At 72.2% G+C, this 16,244-nt stretch carries 15 protein-coding genes; 7 read left to right on the top strand and 8 right to left on the bottom strand.

The annotated features are described in order from the left end of the window. Positions 1 to 436: 436 nt before the first annotated feature. Positions 437 to 1,273, bottom strand: coding sequence for an AIM24 family protein (locus ACGFW5_RS21570; RefSeq protein WP_393835882.1), 837 nt, complete (start codon positions 1,271 to 1,273; stop codon positions 437 to 439). Between the two features lie 256 nt (positions 1,274 to 1,529). Here ACGFW5_RS21570 and ACGFW5_RS21565 point away from each other — a divergent pair, with 256 nt between their 5' ends. Further along, complete coding sequence (locus tag ACGFW5_RS21565) at positions 1,530 to 2,270, top strand: SDR family NAD(P)-dependent oxidoreductase (protein ID WP_393835881.1); 741 nt, start codon at positions 1,530 to 1,532, stop codon at positions 2,268 to 2,270. 259 nt (positions 2,271 to 2,529) lie between these two features. Here ACGFW5_RS21565 and alc read toward each other — a convergent pair whose 3' ends face one another. Further along, positions 2,530 to 3,645 (bottom strand): allantoicase, encoded by a 1,116-nt coding sequence (alc, locus tag ACGFW5_RS21560; RefSeq protein ID WP_393835880.1) that lies wholly within the window; start codon positions 3,643 to 3,645, stop codon positions 2,530 to 2,532. Between the two features lie 4 nt (positions 3,646 to 3,649). Further along, positions 3,650 to 4,987, bottom strand: a complete 1,338-nt coding sequence (gene allB, locus ACGFW5_RS21555; RefSeq protein WP_393835879.1) for an allantoinase AllB — start codon at positions 4,985 to 4,987, stop codon at positions 3,650 to 3,652. 322 nt (positions 4,988 to 5,309) lie between these two features. Between allB and ACGFW5_RS21550 the strand changes: the two genes are divergently transcribed. Beyond that, positions 5,310 to 6,113, top strand: coding sequence for an IclR family transcriptional regulator (locus tag ACGFW5_RS21550; protein ID WP_393835878.1), 804 nt, complete (start codon positions 5,310 to 5,312; stop codon positions 6,111 to 6,113). 120 nt (positions 6,114 to 6,233) lie between these two features. On the opposite strand, the gene ACGFW5_RS21545 is transcribed toward ACGFW5_RS21550, so the two are convergent. Beyond that, positions 6,234 to 6,938 (bottom strand): ABC transporter ATP-binding protein, encoded by a 705-nt coding sequence (locus tag ACGFW5_RS21545; protein ID WP_393835877.1) that lies wholly within the window; start codon positions 6,936 to 6,938, stop codon positions 6,234 to 6,236. Then, a complete protein-coding gene (locus ACGFW5_RS21540; protein ID WP_393835876.1) occupies positions 6,935 to 7,978 on the bottom strand; it encodes an ABC transporter permease in 1,044 nt (347 codons plus the stop codon). Before ACGFW5_RS21540 ends, ACGFW5_RS21545 begins: the two co-directional genes overlap by 4 nt. A gap of 133 nt (positions 7,979 to 8,111) precedes the next feature. Here ACGFW5_RS21540 and ACGFW5_RS21535 point away from each other — a divergent pair, with 133 nt between their 5' ends. Then, positions 8,112 to 9,293: a sensor histidine kinase gene (locus ACGFW5_RS21535; protein WP_393835875.1), complete on the top strand. Its 1,182-nt coding sequence runs from the start codon at positions 8,112 to 8,114 to the stop codon at positions 9,291 to 9,293. After that, positions 9,290 to 9,928 carry a response regulator gene (locus ACGFW5_RS21530; RefSeq protein ID WP_393835874.1) on the top strand — a complete coding sequence of 213 codons (639 nt, stop codon included), beginning with the start codon at positions 9,290 to 9,292 and terminating at the stop codon, positions 9,926 to 9,928. Before ACGFW5_RS21535 ends, ACGFW5_RS21530 begins: the two co-directional genes overlap by 4 nt. An 81-nt stretch (positions 9,929 to 10,009) precedes the next feature. Here ACGFW5_RS21530 and ACGFW5_RS21525 read toward each other — a convergent pair whose 3' ends face one another. Then, positions 10,010 to 10,501 (bottom strand): universal stress protein, encoded by a 492-nt coding sequence (locus tag ACGFW5_RS21525; RefSeq protein WP_393835873.1) that lies wholly within the window; start codon positions 10,499 to 10,501, stop codon positions 10,010 to 10,012. Between the two features lie 229 nt (positions 10,502 to 10,730). Here ACGFW5_RS21525 and ACGFW5_RS21520 point away from each other — a divergent pair, with 229 nt between their 5' ends. Continuing rightward, entirely contained in the window at positions 10,731 to 12,218 is a 1,488-nt protein-coding gene (locus ACGFW5_RS21520) for a PLP-dependent aminotransferase family protein (protein ID WP_393835872.1), read from the top strand. Between the two features lie 50 nt (positions 12,219 to 12,268). Here ACGFW5_RS21520 and ACGFW5_RS21515 read toward each other — a convergent pair whose 3' ends face one another. After that, on the bottom strand, positions 12,269 to 12,586 hold the full coding sequence (locus tag ACGFW5_RS21515; protein WP_393835871.1) for a DUF5955 family protein: 318 nt from the start codon (positions 12,584 to 12,586) through the stop codon (positions 12,269 to 12,271). A gap of 165 nt (positions 12,587 to 12,751) precedes the next feature. On the opposite strand from ACGFW5_RS21515, the gene ACGFW5_RS21510 reads away from it, so the two are divergent. Together ACGFW5_RS21510 and aceB are read left to right on the top strand one after the other, a co-directional pair. Continuing rightward, on the top strand, positions 12,752 to 13,411 hold the full coding sequence (locus ACGFW5_RS21510; RefSeq protein ID WP_393835870.1) for an NTP transferase domain-containing protein: 660 nt from the start codon (positions 12,752 to 12,754) through the stop codon (positions 13,409 to 13,411). A 278-nt stretch (positions 13,412 to 13,689) separates the two neighbouring features. Beyond that, a complete protein-coding gene (gene aceB, locus ACGFW5_RS21505; RefSeq protein ID WP_393835869.1) occupies positions 13,690 to 15,309 on the top strand; it encodes a malate synthase A in 1,620 nt (539 codons plus the stop codon). A 61-nt stretch (positions 15,310 to 15,370) separates the two neighbouring features. On the opposite strand, the gene ACGFW5_RS21500 is transcribed toward aceB, so the two are convergent. Continuing rightward, positions 15,371 to 16,156 (bottom strand): MBL fold metallo-hydrolase, encoded by a 786-nt coding sequence (locus ACGFW5_RS21500; RefSeq protein WP_393835868.1) that lies wholly within the window; start codon positions 16,154 to 16,156, stop codon positions 15,371 to 15,373. Between the last annotated feature and the right edge of the window lie 88 nt (positions 16,157 to 16,244).

Raw genomic sequence — 16,244 nt, 5'->3', positions numbered from 1 at the left:
GGAGCCGAACGGCCCGGGAAGGGCCGTTCCACGCATCGGTCGACGCTCGATCGGGGGCGGGCCGCATGTGGCCCCGCGTACGGGAGGAAGCCCGCGCGCTCCGCGCCTGCGAACCCGGGTGCCGACGCGGACGGAATCGTCCGCCCGCCCCGCCCCCGCGTGCGCGGCGCCACGCCTGCGAACCCGGGTGCCGACACGGAGGGAATCGTCCGCGCGCCCCGCCTGCGCGGGAAGAACCCGTGCAGCATCCCGCGTGCGGAAGAAGAATCAGCACACCCCGCGTGCGGGAGAACAGCCGGCCCACCCCACCCGCGCGCGAACACCCCGCACACCCGGCGTGCGGGAAAACGGCCGGCCCACCCCACCCGCGAGGGAACAGCCCGCGCATCCCGCACACCGCGAGGACCCGGGCGTTCCACCTGTGGGAAACGTCCGCTCACCCCGCGTGCGTGGAGAACAGTCCGCCCGTGGGCCCCTGCTTGTCGCCGCCCTGTGCCTTCTTGAGCGCGTTGGCCAGGCCCTCAATGGTGAGGGACTGGAGGATGACCCGGCCGTTGCCCTCCAGGGTGGCGAGCGAAAGGCCCTCGCCACCGAAGACGGCGTTCATCAGACCCTGGCGGTTGAGACCGCCGATGCGCTGGACGCCGTACTGGATGCCCTCTTCGAAGGCCACGATGCAGCCGGTGTCGACCTCGATGCGGCCGCCGAAGTCGGCGGGGTTGAGGTCGATGAAGTTGCCCGCACCGCAGATGATGACCGTGCCGGTGCCGGTGAACTTCTCCAGGATGAAGCCCTCGCCGCCGCTCATGCCGCTGCGGCCGCCCTGGAAGGCGATGCCGAATTCGACGGTGGACTCGGCGGCCACGAAGGCGTCCTTCTCGGCGAACCAGGCGCGGTTTCCGGTCAGTTCGAGGGCGCGCATCTCGCCGGGCAGCACTCCCGCGAAGCCGACGGTGCCCTCGCCGCCGGTGGAGGTGAAGTACTGGAAGGCGAGCGATTCGCCGGCCAGCGCGCGCTGCCCGACCTGCATCGCGGTGCCCATGGCCTGGCGCAGCATGCCCCCCATACCGCCGCCCCCCATGCCGCCGCCCACACCGCCACCCTGGGCCGCCTGGCCGCTGCCGCCGCCAGGCCCGGACAGGCGGGTCTCCATGGAGACATTGGCCGTCTTGAAGAGGAACTTGCCCGCCTCGCAGTAGACGGTCTGGCCGGGGGTGAGGTTCACGACGGCCATCTGCATGGCGTTGCCGACGATCTCTTGCTGAAGGGTCACGGTCGGTCTCCTGTCGCGTGCGGGGGGGTGCTGCCGGTGGTCACCGTACGACACGGAATGCCAGCTTCCGCGACCGGCACCTCGGTGTCCGATGGCCGCCAGCGCGAGGGCGCGCCGCGGGCTTTTATTTAACTCGCAACCAAACACCGGGCGACTCCACGGGGGGGCCGGTGGGGCGCAGCGGAAACCAGCGGAACCCTGCTGAATCCGGCAAAACCCAGCAGAACCCGGCAGAACCAGCGAAAAGGACTTTACGATGAACTCGCTCAACGGCAAGAAGGCTCTGGTCACCGGCGGCAGCCGGGGCATCGGGGCCGCCACCGCCCTTCGGCTCGCCCAGGAGGGCGCCGATGTCGCCCTCACCTACGTCCAGGGCGAGGACGCGGCCCGGGAGGTCGTCGCCAAGATCGAGGCAATGGGCCGGCGCGGGCTGGCGCTCCGCGCCGATCTGGGGGAAGCGGCCGAGGCCACGGCCTGCGTGGAGCAGGCCGCCGACGCCTTCGGCGGCCTCGACATCCTGGTCAACAACGCGGGCGTCGGGGTGCTCGCCCCGCTCGACCAGCTCGCCCTCGCGGACATCGACCGGGTGCTCATGGTGAACGTACGCGGCGTCTTCCTGGCCTCCCAGGCCGCGGCGGCCAAGCTGCCGCGCGGCGGCCGGATCATCACGATCGGTTCGTGCATGGCCCTGCGCGTGCCGGGCCCCGGCGGCACCCTCTACGCGACAAGCAAGGCGGCGCTCATCGGACACACGAAGGCGCTGGCACGGGAGCTCGGCGGCCGTGGGATCAACGCCACGCTCATCCACCCGGGCCCCATCGACACCGACATGAACCCGGCGGACGGTCCGTACGCGTCGGGCCAGAGCGAGATGACCGCGGTCGGGCGGTTCGGGTCGACCGATGAGATCGCGTCCATGGTGGCCTACCTGGCGAGCGAGGACGCGGCGTATGTGACCGGCACGGAGATCGCGGTGGACGGCGGCCACGCCGCCTAGGTCCGGCGCTTCGCATCACACAACAACGCGAGGCACCCCGGTGCTGTCGGGCCGAGGTGCCTCGCGTCGGCGGGCGGGTGTCGTACCGCCCTGTCATGGGGGAATGGGGGCGCCGCCCGCCCCTCCCGAGAGGAGGCGGGCGGTCGGCCGCCCCCTTGAGTGGGCGGGCGGTCGACCACCCTGCCACGGGGGGGGCGGGCGGTCGGCCGCCCAGCCATGGATGGCGGGCGGTCAGCCACCCTGCTATTGGAGGCGGCGGTCAGCCGCCCAGTTCCTGGTGGCGGGCGGTCAGCCGCGCCGAGCCCTCGGCCGTCAGGGAGCCGAAGAGACGGAGCCGCGAGATGCCTCCGTCGGGGAAGATGTCGACCCGGACGTGCGTGCCGACGGCCGGCGCGTCGAGCACGAAGCGGTGGTTGGTGTCGGGCTGCAGACGCGTACGCGGCAGCACCTCGGCCCACTCCCCCGACTCGCCGTCGCGGACCGAAAGAGCCGCCCAGCCCGCCGAGTTGCCCTTCAGATACGCCGTGTCGATCTCGACCGCGCGGATCTCGGACTGGGCCGCCAACTGGTAGCGGATCCAGTCGTTGCCCTTGTCGCGGCGGCGCCGGGTCTCCCAGCCGTCGTCCATCTTGCGGGAGCGGCCCGGCTGGATGGTGTTGGTGGCCGGCGAGTAGAAACGGTCGGACGCGTCCTCGACCTGGCCGCCGTTCTCCAGGGCCGCGAGGTCGAAGGTGCCGAGCACACCGAGCCACTTCGGGTCGGGCGCGACCTCTCCGTACACGCGCAGCCGCGCCACGCCGCCGTCCGGGTGCTGGTTGAGCCGCAGGTGCGTGAAGCGCTGCTCCACGTCCACCGCGAAGCCGTTGGCCGCGTGACCGCCAACTGCCGTACGGGGTACGAGCGTTGCCCACTTGACGTCCGGGGCGAGCAGTTCATCGGGCGACGGGGAGCCCGGCACCGATGTGGCCTCCACCGAGACGGCCTGCGGGTAGTTGCCGCGGAAGTGGGCGGTGTCGACGACGATGCCGCGCACCACACCCGGGGCGCCCAGGCGGATGAGCGCCCAGTCGTGGTCCTCGTCGGTGGGGTGCGGCCGGTCGGCCGAGACGCCGCGGCGACGGCGGGTCTCCCAGCCGTCCATGATCTTGCCCTTGTGCCCGAAGTGCTCCGGGTCGAACTCGGCGGCCTCGGGCTTGAGCAGGTTCTCCCGCTCGGCGAAGAACTCGTCGTTCGCGGCGATCACGCCGGCGCCGAGGCGCCGGTCGGCGAGGTCGGCGTACTGGGTGAAGGCGAAGTCGGCGGAGCGGTAGTCCGCGTAGGGGTCGCCGCCGCCGAAGGGGCTGGCGTCACCGGTGAAGGAAGGAAGGGTGCTCACGGTGTCAGTTGTTCCTTTCGAGCAGGCGGCCGGTGGGCTCGGCGATGACGCCGTCGTGCTGGATGCGCTCGCCGCGCAGCCAGGTCGACTTGACGACACCGTGCAGCGTCTTGCCGGCGTAGGCGGTGACGCGGTTGCGGTGCTGGAGTTCGGCCGGGTCCACGGTGAAGGTCTCGTCGGGGGCGAGCACCGCGAAGTCGGCGTCGCGGCCGGCCTCGATGGCGCCCTTCTGGGTCAGGCCGACGAGGTCCGCGGTCGCGGTCGACATCCAGCGGACCACGTCCTCAAGGGTGTGGCCGCGCTTGCGGGCCTCGGTCCACATCGCCGGGAGGCTGAGCTGGAGCCCGGAGATGCCGCCCCAGGCGGTGGCGAAGTCGGCGGTCTTGAGGTCGGCGGTGGAGGGCGAGTGGTCGGTGACGACGCAGTCGATGGTGCCGTCGGCAAGGGCCGCCCACAGCAGGTCGCGGTTGGCGTCCTCGCGGATCGGCGGGCAGCACTTGAACTCGCTGGCCCCGTCCGGGACTTCCTCGGCCGTCAGGGTGAGGTAGTGCGGGCAGGTCTCGACGGTGAGGCGTACGCCCTCGCGCTTGGCGGCGGCGATCAGGGGCAGCGCGTCGGCGGAGGACAGGTGCAGCACGTGGACACGGGCGCCGATGCGCCTGGCCGCGGCGATCAGGCCCTCGATCGCGGCGTTCTCGGAGACCTTGGGCCGGGTGGCGAGGTAGTCGGCGTACTTGGGGCCGGTCAGGTGCGGGGCGGCGTCGAGCTCGTGCGGGTCCTCGGCGTGGATGATCATCAGGCCGTCGAATCCGGCGATCTCGGCGAGCGACACCTCAAGCTGCGTCTGGTCGAGCTCGGGGAACTCCTCCACGCCGGACGGCGAGAGGAACGCCTTGAAGCCGAAAACGCCGGCCTCGTGCAGGGGCGCCAGGTCCTTGACGTTGTCGGGCAGCGCGCCGCCCCAGAATCCGGCGTCGATGTGCGCCTTGCTCGCGGCGACCTCCCGCTTGATGCGCAGGTTCTCGACCGTGGTGGTGGGCGGCAGCGAGTTGAGCGGCATGTCGACGAGCGTCGTGATGCCGCCGGCGGCGGCCGCGCGGGTGGCGGTCCAGAACCCCTCCCACTCGGTGCGGCCGGGGTCGTTCACATGCACATGGGTGTCGACGATGCCGGGCAGCAGGACGTCGTCCCCGAAGTCCTCAAGGCGGGCACCGGCCGGGACCTCGGCCTCGTACGGCAGTACGGCCGCGATCCTCCCGTCGGCGACGGCGACCGTCGCCGGGCGCGTGCCCTCCGGGGTGATGACGCGCGTCGAGCGCAGTACCAGGTTGACGTCGGACACCCGAGCCCTCACTTCCCAGTCTTCCCGGCGGAAACTTTTCCGTACACCGGAATTCAACGTTCTGTTGAAGGAGTTTGCGCGCTCCCCGACGAAACCGTCAAGGGTGGCCGCCGAGTGACGGCCGACACGGGCCCGACTCTTGGAGGTTTCCACAGAATGGAATTAGGATTTCACCAAGCAGAATGTAGATACCGCCACGCGGCGCCGCCGATGAGCGGACAAACCCGCTCTGACCGGCAGGGACACCTGCCCTGTCCAGGGTAGGGCGGACAACCGCCCGATAGGCTGCTCCCTCGCCTGCCAGTACCGAAAGGAACGCGCCGTGCCGACGTCAAGCGCCAGCACCACCGACGCCTCCAAGACCGCTGCCGCCACCGGGGGAGTCCAGTCTCTTGAGCGCGCCTTCGACCTCCTTGAGCGGATGGCCGACGCCGGGGGCGAGGTCGGCCTCAGTGAGCTCTCCGCGAGCAGCGGCCTTCCCCTTCCGACCATCCACCGTCTGATGCGTACGCTCGTGGCGTGCGGCTATGTGCGCCAGCAGGCCAACCGGCGTTACGCGCTCGGCCCCCGTCTGATCCGGCTCGGCGAATCGGCGTCCCGGCTGCTCGGCACGTGGGCACGGCCGTATCTGACCCGGCTCGTCGAGGAGACCGGCGAGACGGCCAACATGGCGCTCCTCGACGGCGACGAGATCGTGTACGTGGCGCAGGTGCCGTCCAAGCACTCCATGCGGATGTTCACCGAGGTCGGCCGCCGGGTGCTGCCGCACTCCACAGGCGTGGGCAAGGCACTGCTCGCGTACACCCCGCCGGAGGAGGTCCGTGCCCTGCTCGCCCGCACCGGCATGCCGGCCGCGACGGAGAAGACGATCACCACGGCGGACGGATTCCTCGACGCCCTGGAGCAGGTCAGGCAGGCCGGGTACGCGGTCGACGACAACGAGCAGGAGATAGGGGTCCGCTGCCTCGCGGTGTCGGTGCCCAACTCCCCCACCGCGGCGGCCATTTCGATCTCGGGGCCGGCCGGCCGGGTCACCGAGGCGGCCACCGAACGGATCGTCCCGATCCTTCAGGGCATCGCCGACGAGCTCTCGACGGCGCTGGCGAACACGGGCGCCCAGACCTGACCCGGCCCCGGGTCGAGCCCGGGCCCCGGCAACCCCGGTCGGGCCCCGACAACCCGGCAGCCGAAAACCCCGGAGGTGTACGACACCGCCGGGGTTTCACGCGTCCGGGCCCGGCGGCGATCAGCTCGCCACCCGGTGCGCCGCGCCGAGGCGGCCGTCCGCCATGGTCACCACGGCGTCCATCCGTTCCAGATGGGTGCGGTCATGGGTGACCAGGACGGTGGCCGTGCCGCGCTCACGGGCCAGGGTGAGCAGCAGGTCCAGTATCGCCGCGCCCCGTTCGTGGTCGAGCGCGCTGGTGGGCTCGTCGACCAGGAGCACGGCGGGCTCGTTCATGAGGGCGCGGGCGATGTTGACGCGCTGGCGCTGGCCGCCGGAGAGCTGGTGGGGGCGGCGGTGGGCCTGGCCCGCGAGTCCGACGGCGGTCAGCAGCTCCAGGGCGCGGGCACGTGTCTCGCGCGGCTTGCGGCCCGAGAGGTGGGACATCACCTGGAGCTGTTCGGCGGCGGTGAGCGCGGGCAGCAGATTGGGCTGCTGGAAGACGATGCCGATGCGCTCGCGGCGCAGCGCCGCCTGCTGAGCGGGGGCGAGCGATGCGGTGTCGGTCCCGGCCACCACGACACGTCCGCTGTCCGGGGTGACGAGCGTCGCGGCGACCGCGAGCAGGCTGGACTTGCCGGATCCGGAGGGACCGGCGCAGGCCGTCACCGTGCCGGCATCCACGGACAGGGAGACCGCGTCGAGCGCGGTGAGGCGGCCCTCGCCGTCGGGGTAGGTCAAGGTCACGCCGTCGAGGAGCAGGGGCGGGGTCGTGGGCGGGTTCATCGGGCACTCCCGAGCGCGGTGAGGGGGTCGACGGCGGTGATGCGCCGGATGGACAGGGCGGCGCCGATCACGCCGAGGACGATCAGGACGGCGGCCGGGCCGAGGGTGGTGGCGGGGTCGAGCACGAACGGCACCGCGCCGCCGACGAGGGACCCGGCGAGCGAGGCGAGCCCCGCGCCCAGGAGCGTGCCGAGCGTCAACATGACGACGGCCTGCCCGAGCGCGTCCTTCAGGAGGTAGGGCGTCGAGGCGCCGAGCGCCTTCAGTACGGCGATGTCGCCGCTGCGCTGGATCGTCCACACGGTGAAGAACGCGCCGACGACCAGCGCCGAGATGACGAAGAGGAAGCCGCGCATCAGCTGGAGGGAGCCGTTCTCCGCCTGGTAGGAGGGCAGCGCCGAGAGCGCGTCCAAGAGGGTCGGGCTGGTGGTGCCGAGTTCCTTGTCGATGGCGGCCGGGTCGGCTCCGGCGTCGAGGGTGAGCGCGACGACGGTCGCGGGGGCGTCGTCCGCGAGGGCCGTCCACACCACCGGGGTGTGGCTGTAGGAATCCTCGCCCCGCACCTTCGCCACGCGCAGCGTCCGGCCGTTCAGGGTCAGGGTGTCGCCCGCCTTCACGTCCAGGTCCTCGGCCGCGCCCGTGGAGAGGACCACCGATCCGGCGCGTACCGGCGAGGGCGCCAGCGGCGAGCCGGCCGGTACCGCGAAGGACGACACGGCCGCGGTGCGCTCGCCCGCCTTCGCGTTCAGGGTGGAGACGGCGATCGGCTGCGCGTCACGTACGCCGGGCGCCTGCCGCCACTTGTGCCACGTGGCGCTGGATACAACGGAGTTGGTGAAGGACGCCGACTGCCCGGACGGGGGTGCGGCGAAGGCGAGCCGGTCGGCGGGCAGCCCGGCGACCGCCGATGTGTTGTCCCGTGCCAGCCCGGCGGTGAGCCCGGACAGCAGCCCCACCAGCAGGGTGATGAGCACCACGACGGTGCCCATCAGCGCGAACCGGCCCTTGGCGAACCGGAGGTCTCTCCATGCGACGAACATGGCTCCAAGCCTGGTGTCGCGGCCCCGCGTGCACATCGCGCCGAAGCATCCGAGCCCGTATCGAAGGATGCATCCGCACATCGAACTTTCGGTTGACCGGCGCCGCCCGTCCGGCCCGTACGCTGGAAGTCCTATGGTTTTCGTACGCCCCCACACCTCCGTCTCCGCCCTGCTGCGCCTGTGTCTGCACGCGCTGCTCGGCGGGCTCCTCGCGCTGGCCGCGGTGCGTGCCGTGAGCGACGGCGCGCCGCACACCGGGGCCGTCGTGGCCGGCGCGGTCCTCATGGCGGCGGTGTACGCGGCGGGCGTCGCGCTTCCCGCGGTGCGGCCCGGGACCTGCGCGGCGGCGCTGTGGCTGGGGGCGCTGGGCGCGGCCTGGCTCGCGCTGCTCGTCGTCTCCCCCGACGCGCTGTGGGCCGCTTTTCCGCTCTACTTCCTGCTCCTGCACCTGCTGTCGATCCGCTGGGCGGTGCCCGCCGTCCTGGCCACGGCGGGCGCGGCCATCGCGAGTTTCCTGCTGCACGGGCAGCGGATCACACCCGGCGCGTTCATAGGGCCGCTGCTGGGCGCGGCGGTCGCCGTCGCGACCGTGCTCGGCTACGACACGCTGTACCGGGAGAGCGAGCGGCGCCGCGAGCTCATCGACGAGCTGGTGGCGACGCGGGCCGAGCTCGCGGAGGCCGAGCGCACCGCGGGCACGCTCGCCGAGCGCGAACGGCTGGCCCGCGAGATCCACGACACGCTCGCCCAGGGTCTCTCCTCGATCCAGCTGCTGCTGCGCGCCGCCGAGCGCGCGCTGCCCGCCGACGACCCGGCGCGCGAACACGTCGAGCAGGCGCGCCGCGCCGCCCAGGACAACCTGGCCGAGGCCCGCCGCTTCGTGAAGGCTCTTACCCCGCCCGACCTGGAGCAGGGCTCGCTGTCCTGCGCCCTGGAGCGGCTGTGCGCGGCGGCGCCCGGGCCTGCCGTGCAGTTCGGCGTGAGCGGCACCCCGGTCGAGCTGCCCACGCCGTACGAGGTGGCCCTGCTGCGCATCGCGCAGTCGGCGCTCGCCAACACGGTGCAGCACGCGTCGGCCGGCCGCGCCGAGATCACCCTCAGCTTCCTGGGCACCTCGGTCGCCCTGGATGTCGTCGACGACGGCTGCGGGTTCGATCCGGCCGACCGGCGCCCCAGGGACACCGGTGGTTTCGGCCTGCTGGCGATGCGCTCACGCGCCCAGTCGCTCGGCGGCGCGCTGAGTGTGGAGTCGGCGCCCGGCCAGGGCACGGCCGTCGCGATCACCCTGCCGCTGCCCGTGGCGGCCGCCCGATGAGCGCGCCCATCCGGCTGCTGCTGGCCGACGACCATCCCGTGGTGCGGGCCGGGCTGCGCGCGGTCCTGGACACCGAGCCGGACTTCGCCGTGACCGGGGAGGCGGCGAGCGCCGAGCGCGCGGTGGAGCTGGCCTCGTCGGGGGCGTACGACGTCGTCCTGATGGACCTCCGGTTCGGCGCCGGGATGCACGGCGCCGAGGCGACCGCCGCGATCACGGCGCGTCCTGGCGCGCCCCGCGTCCTGGTCCTCACGACGTACGACACGGACGCGGACATCCTGGCGGCCGTGGAGGCGGACGCGGCGGGCTATCTGCTCAAGGACGCCCCGCCCGAGGAACTGGCGGCGGCGGTACGCACCGCGGCGTCGGGCCAGTCGGCGCTCGCCCCGGCCGTGGCGCACCGCCTCATGGACCGGATGCGTACGCCCGCACAGGCGCTGACCCGGCGCGAGCTCGAAGTGCTGCAACTGGTCGGTGACGGGCTCTCCAATCAGCAGATCAGCAAGCAGCTGTTCCTCAGCCAGGCCACCGTCAAGTCCCATCTCGTGCACATCTACGCGAAGTTGGGGGTCGATTCGCGCACCTCGGCGGTCGCCGTCGCGAGCGCGCGCCGCCTGATCCGAACGCCGGGTTAGGGAGTGTCTTCAAAGTGGCGTCGTCGTCCCGCCGGCCAGACGGGACGTTGAAGACGCGACCTAGCGTCTTTCGGGGTCGTCTCACCCGTGCAGGGCGAAGTCCTCGGCCCGTGCGTGCCGCAGGGCTCGCGCCGTGCGCCTCGGCCGTGGGGGCGCCGGTACCGTCAGGACGCAGCCGGGCGCGTGCCGCCGCACATGACGGCGCACCGGGCCGCGCCAACCGCCCGGCCGCGCACCGATGACCAGGAGGTCCCCCGGGCGGCCGGCCAACGCGCACAGCACCGGGCCCGCCTTGCCGCGCACGACCAGCTTCCGCGCGGCCACGTCCGAGGGCATCTTGCCCAGGGCCTCCTGCACGGCCCGCTCCAGTGCCGCGCGTGCCAGGTCCTCCTGGTGCCGGGCCCACGCGCTGTCCGGGTTGCGCGCGAAAAGCGCCTCGCCCTCCGGCGGCTCCCACGCGGTGACGGCCAGCAGGGGGCTGCCGCCGCCGCGGGCCTCATCGACCGCCGCCCGCAGTGCGGCGAGGCTGCCGAGCGAGCCGCTGACCCCCACGACCACACGCCCCCGGGTCACTTCGCACGCCCCTTGCACAGCCGCAACACACGGAGCCAGCCGAACGAGATCCCCCGCGGGCCCCGCTCGTGCCGCCGCTGCATCTCCCGTTCGAACCGGTCCGTGACCGCCACATCGCGTTCCATGGCTTCCCGCCCTCCTCGGCGACCTCATCCAGGCCAATGCGCTGACAGTCATGAGTCTGTACGCTGATTGGCCTGGCAGGCAGGGCCAATTCATGGAGGTTGGTATGGCGAGCAGGGAAGTGGTCCGGTCCGTGGACACCGTCAGCGATGTGGCCCGGACCCTCGGCAGCCGCCAGCTCACGGCACAGGTCACCGCGATCGCGGGCCCGCGCCCCGGCTACCGCGCCCTCGCCCAGGGGGTGCGCACCTTGCTGCTCGACGGCCGGATCCCGCTGCACACACGGCTTCCCGCCGAACGCGAGCTGGCCACCGCTCTGGAGGTCAGCCGGGCCACCATCACGTCCGCCTACGACCTCCTGCGCGAAGGCGGCTACGCGCTGAGCCGGCGCGGGGCCGGCACCTGGACCGCGCTCCCCCAGGGCGCGAAGCCGTCCAATGTGGCCCGCTACCAGGCGCTTGAGGGCGTCATCGACCTGGCCATGGCCGCACCCGACGCCCCGATGGCGGAGCTGGCCGCCGCTTTCGAGCTGGCCGGAGCGGAACTGGCCCGTCACGCCGCCACCACCGGCTACCACCCGCACGGCCTGCCCGAACTGCGCGCGGCCGTGGCCGAGCGCTACACCCTGCGCGGCCTGCCCACCCGGCCCGAGCAGATCCTCATCACCACCGGCGCCCAGTCCGCGGTGTCCCTGGTGGTGAACCTGCTGGGCCGCCCGGGCGACCGGGCGCTGGTCGAAAGCCCGTCGTACCCCAACGGTCTCGACGCCGTGCGTCACGCCGGTCTTCGGATCACCCCGGTGCCGGTGACCGAGGACGGCTGGGACAGCGAGCTCGTCGAATGCACCCTGCGTCAGACCGCGCCCCGGCTCGCCTACCTCATCCCGGACTTCCAGAATCCGACCGGGGCGCTCATGAGCCCCGAGCAGCGCATGCGTCTGCTGCGCGCCGCCCGGGGCACCGGCACCTGGCTGCTCATCGACGAGACCATGGCCGAGATGGCCCTGGAGGGACCGGCCCCGGCGCCGTTCGTGTCACTGGCCCACCCCGGCGAGTCCGAGCAGATCGTCACGGTCGGCTCGCTCAGCAAGACGCACTGGGGCGGGCTGCGCGTCGGCTGGGTGCGGGCGGGCTCCCGGCTCATCACCGAGCTGGCCGCACTGCGCATCCACGTCGATCTGGCGCCCTCCCTCCTGGACCAGCTGCTCGCCAAGACGCTGCTGCCCGGCATGGACGACGTGCTGCGCACCCGCCTGCCGCTCCTGCGCGAACGGCGCGACGCACTGGCCGCATCGCTCGCGCACCATCTGCCGCAGTGGCGCTGGCAGACGCCGGTGGGCGGGCTCTGCCTCTGGGTGGACCTCGGGGGCCCGATCGCTTCGGCGCTGGCACAGGCGGCGCTCGCCCACGGTGTGAACATCGAGCCCGGTTCACGTTTCGCGGCGGACGCCGGCACCCATGAACACCGCCTGCGCATCCCCTTCGTCCAGGAGCCGGAGCGGACGGACGAGGCGGTACGCCGGCTGGCCGCGACGCTCGACGCGGGCCTGCCGGCGTTCAGCGCCGAGCAGCACCGGCCCCACTGGGTGGCCTGAACTCCCCTTGCTCTGCCAGGAGTTCACCTGCCGTACGCTCCCGCCCGCGATCAGCGCCGGGCGGGAGGCTCCCCGAACAACTCGACCGCTCTTCGTACGTCGGTCACCGCGCCCGCAAGCGCGCTGACCGACCCGATCGAGCCCGCGATCAGCAGCAGTGAGCGGCGCAGCCGGGGGACCTCCGGCACCCCGCTGACGGCCATCGCTTCCAGCGCCGCCAGCTCGTCCTCGGCGACGGCCCGATCGGGGAACTCCGCGGGATGGCCGGCCAGCTGCCGGCGCAGCCGGCCCACGGCCGCCCGCAACTCGCTCACTCTGGGATCCTCGCCGCTGCCGGCCACGGCCCTCTGTTCCACGCCTCGCAACAAAAGTCCTCCCCCACGCACGTCCTTGTGCAGGTGTTCAGAGCCCGTACAGCGAAGGTCAACTGCCGGGATGCGCGGGTCAGTTAACGCCATACGGTGTGTCGTGCGCCACTGGGTGGACGGAATTCGACAGAAGCATTGGGTATATCTGGGGCCATGACGCACCCCATGACAAATGCGGCACAGGTCACCGGACTGCTGCTCGCGGCGGGCGGCGGGCGACGGCTCGGCGGCCGCCCCAAGGCTTTGCTGACGCACCGCGGCCGCCCCCTCGTCGAGCACGCCGTCCGCATGCTGCGCGAGGGAGGCTGCCCCACGGTGTACGTGGTGCTCGGCGCCTCGGCCGACGACGTGCGGGCCCGCGCCGATCTGGCGGGCTGCGTCCTGATCGACAACCCGGACTGGTCCGACGGCATGGGCTCCTCACTGCGGGCCGGCCTCGACGCGCTGACCCGGGCGGCGGCCGAGCAGGGCGGCAACGAGCGAGCCGCACCGGCCCGGGCGGCGGCCGGGCAGGCCGGCGGTGCGCGAGCCGCGCTGGTCTCCCTGGTCGACCAGCCCGGCATCGGCTCCCGGGCGATCGCGCGGGTGCTCGCCGCCCACCGTTCGGCCGATTCGCTGGTGGCGGCCTCGTACGACGGCAGGCGCGGCCATCCGGTCCTGTTCGGGGCGGCCCGGTGGGCGGACATCGCCGCGACGGCGACGGGCGACCGGGGCGCCCGCGCCTATCTGAAGGCCCACGAGGACGAGATCGAGCTCGTCGAGTGCGGCGACGTGGCAGAGCCGTACGACATCGACACCGAGGCGGATCTGGGCCGCCTCCAGTAGACCTGGAGTACGCGCCCCCGGACGGGAAAGACGACCGGAGGAGGAGGGAGGACGCCGAGTGAACGAGGTGGCACCCTGCGCCACAGTGCCTCGACTCGGAGAATCTCGACATCAACAAACCATTGAACTTCCACCATGAGGAAACTAGTATCCACTGTTCAGAAGCGCCCGTCAGATCAACCGGCGCCCACAGTCGTATCTCGGAGCCCTGGCACTGAGTGCCATTTCATGGCGACCCGGCGGCCGTCAGGGCACCGCCCGCGAAGGAGTGACAGCTCATGTCCGCACCAGCGCCGTCCCCGCTGGCCATCGTCGATGCCGAGCCCCTGCCCCGGCAGGAAGAGGTACTCACCGACGCGGCCCTCGCCTTCGTGGCCGAGCTGCACCGGAATTTCACGGCCCGCCGTGACGAGCTCCTCGCCCGCCGTCAGGACCGCCGCGCCGAGATCGCCCGCACCTCGACGCTCGACTTCCTGCCCGAGACCGCCGAGATCCGGGCGGCCGACTGGAAGGTCGCGCCGGCTCCGGCCGCGCTGAACGACCGCCGCGTGGAGATCACCGGTCCGACCGACCGCAAGATGACCATCAACGCCCTGAACTCGGGCGCCAAGGTCTGGCTCGCCGACTTCGAGGACGCCTCGGCCCCCACGTGGGAGAACGTCGTCCTTGGCCAGCTCAACCTGATCGACGCCTATGAGCGTCGCATCGACTTCACCGACCCCAGGTCGGGCAAGTCCTACGCCCTCAAGGACGCCGACCGGCTCGCGACCGTCGTGATGCGGCCGCGCGGCTGGCACCTGGAGGAGCGCCACCTCCAGTTCGACGGCCGCCCGGTGCCGGGTGCGCTGGTCGACTTCGGCCTGTACTTCTTCCACAACGCCCAGCGCCTGATCGACCTCGGCAAGGGCCCGTACTTCTATCTCCCGAAGACGGAGTCGTATCTGGAAGCCCGCCTGTGGAACGACATCTTCGTCTTCGCACAGGACTATGTGGGTGTCCCGCAGGGCACCGTCCGCGCCACCGTCCTGATCGAGACGATCACGGCCGCGTACGAGATGGACGAGATCCTGTACGAGCTCCGCGACCACGCGGCGGGGCTGAACGCGGGCCGCTGGGACTACCTGTTCTCGATCGTGAAGAACTTCCGGGACGGCGGCGAGAAGTTCGTCCTGCCGGACCGCAACGCGGTGACGATGACGGCCCCGTTCATGCGCGCGTACACCGAACTCCTCGTGCGCACCTGCCACAAGCGCGGCGCGCACGCCATCGGCGGCATGGCCGCGTTCATTCCCTCGCGCCGTGACGCCGAGGTGAACAAGGTCGCCTTCGAGAAGGTCAAGGCCGACAAGGACCGCGAGGCGGGCGACGGCTTCGACGGTTCGTGGGTGGCCCACCCCGACCTGGTCCCGATCGCGATGGAGTCCTTCGACGCGGTGCTCGGCGACAGGCCGAACCAGAAGGACCGGCTGCGCGAGGACGTCTCGGTGGCTCCCGATGATCTGATCGCCATCGACTCCCTCGACGCCAAGCCCACCTACCAGGGCCTTGTCAGCGCGGTCCAGGTCGGCACCCGCTACATCGAGGCGTGGCTGCGCGGCCTCGGCGCGGTCGCCATCTTCAACCTCATGGAGGACGCGGCCACCGCCGAGATCTCGCGCTCGCAGATCTGGCAGTGGATCAACGCGGGCGTCGTCTTCGAGAACGGTCGGAAGGCGACGGCGGAGCTCGCCCGCAAGGTCGCGGCGGAGGAACTGGCCGCGATCCGCGCGGAGATCGGCGAGGAGGCTTTCGCGGCCGGCAAGTGGCAGCAGGCCCATGACCTCCTCCTGAAGGTCTCCCTCGACGCCGACTACGCCGACTTCCTCACCCTCCCGGCGTACGACCAACTGGTGGGCTGATTCCGCCCGTTCACCCCTTGGCTCCGCCCCCGGTACCGCACAGCACCGGGGGCGGAGCCGTTCACGCGCCGGGCGCCCGGCGAACCGGGAAGGTCGCGCCGGGTGCGGCGTAGTCCACCGGGCCCGCGTACCGGGCCGATGCGCGGGCCACCGCCTGCTCCGGCGTGAGGAAGCGCCCGACGTGGGTGACGATCAGCCGGCCGGCCCGGGCGGCGGCCGCCGTGTCACCGGTGTCCTCCGGAGTGTGGTGCACCTGCGAGCCCTCGCCGGGCGCGTGGTCGCTCTCGGCCTCGCACAGCAGCACGTCGCATCCCTCGGCCAGCCGCGTGAGGCCGGCGCACGGTGCCGTGTCACCGGAGTACACCAGGGAGCGGCCCTCGCTTTCGATGCGCACGGCGAAGGCGGGAACGCCGTGTGCCACTGCCCTGCTGGTCAGGGTGAACGCGCCGACCCGCGCCCGGTGTCCGTCATGCAGCTCGTGCACGGCGAAGGCCGACTCGACCGGGCTGCGCGTCGGGCCGTTGGTCAGGAAGTGGGCCAGCCGGTCGGCGATGCCCGGGGGCCCGTACAGGGGGATGGGCGCGCTCAGGCGGATGTCCGCGAAGAGCGCCGCGTAGTAGGCCGTGAGCAGATCCGCGCTGTGGTCGGCATGCAGGTGCGAGATCCAGATGGCGTCCACCTCGTCGAGCCGGGCATGCCGCTGCAACCCGGCCAGCGTCCCGCTGCCCGCGTCCACCCAGACACGGGTCCCGCCCCCTGACACCAGATAGCCGGAGCACGGATTGTCCACGCTCGCGTAGGGCGTCGCGGAGCCGAGGACGGTGAGTCGCAGAAGATCACTTGCCATCTCGGCAGTCTAGGGAACACACGATCGAGGGGTCACGCGTTTTCCCCGCACACGGCCCACCTGCGGCCCGTGCGCGGCCGACAGCTCC

It is taken from the genome of Streptomyces sp. NPDC048416 (genome assembly GCF_043200435.1).
GTDB lineage: Bacteria > Actinomycetota > Actinomycetes > Streptomycetales > Streptomycetaceae > Streptomyces.
The sequence above is the reverse complement of the archived record's forward strand: the minus strand, read 5'-3'. Positions and strand labels throughout refer to the sequence as shown.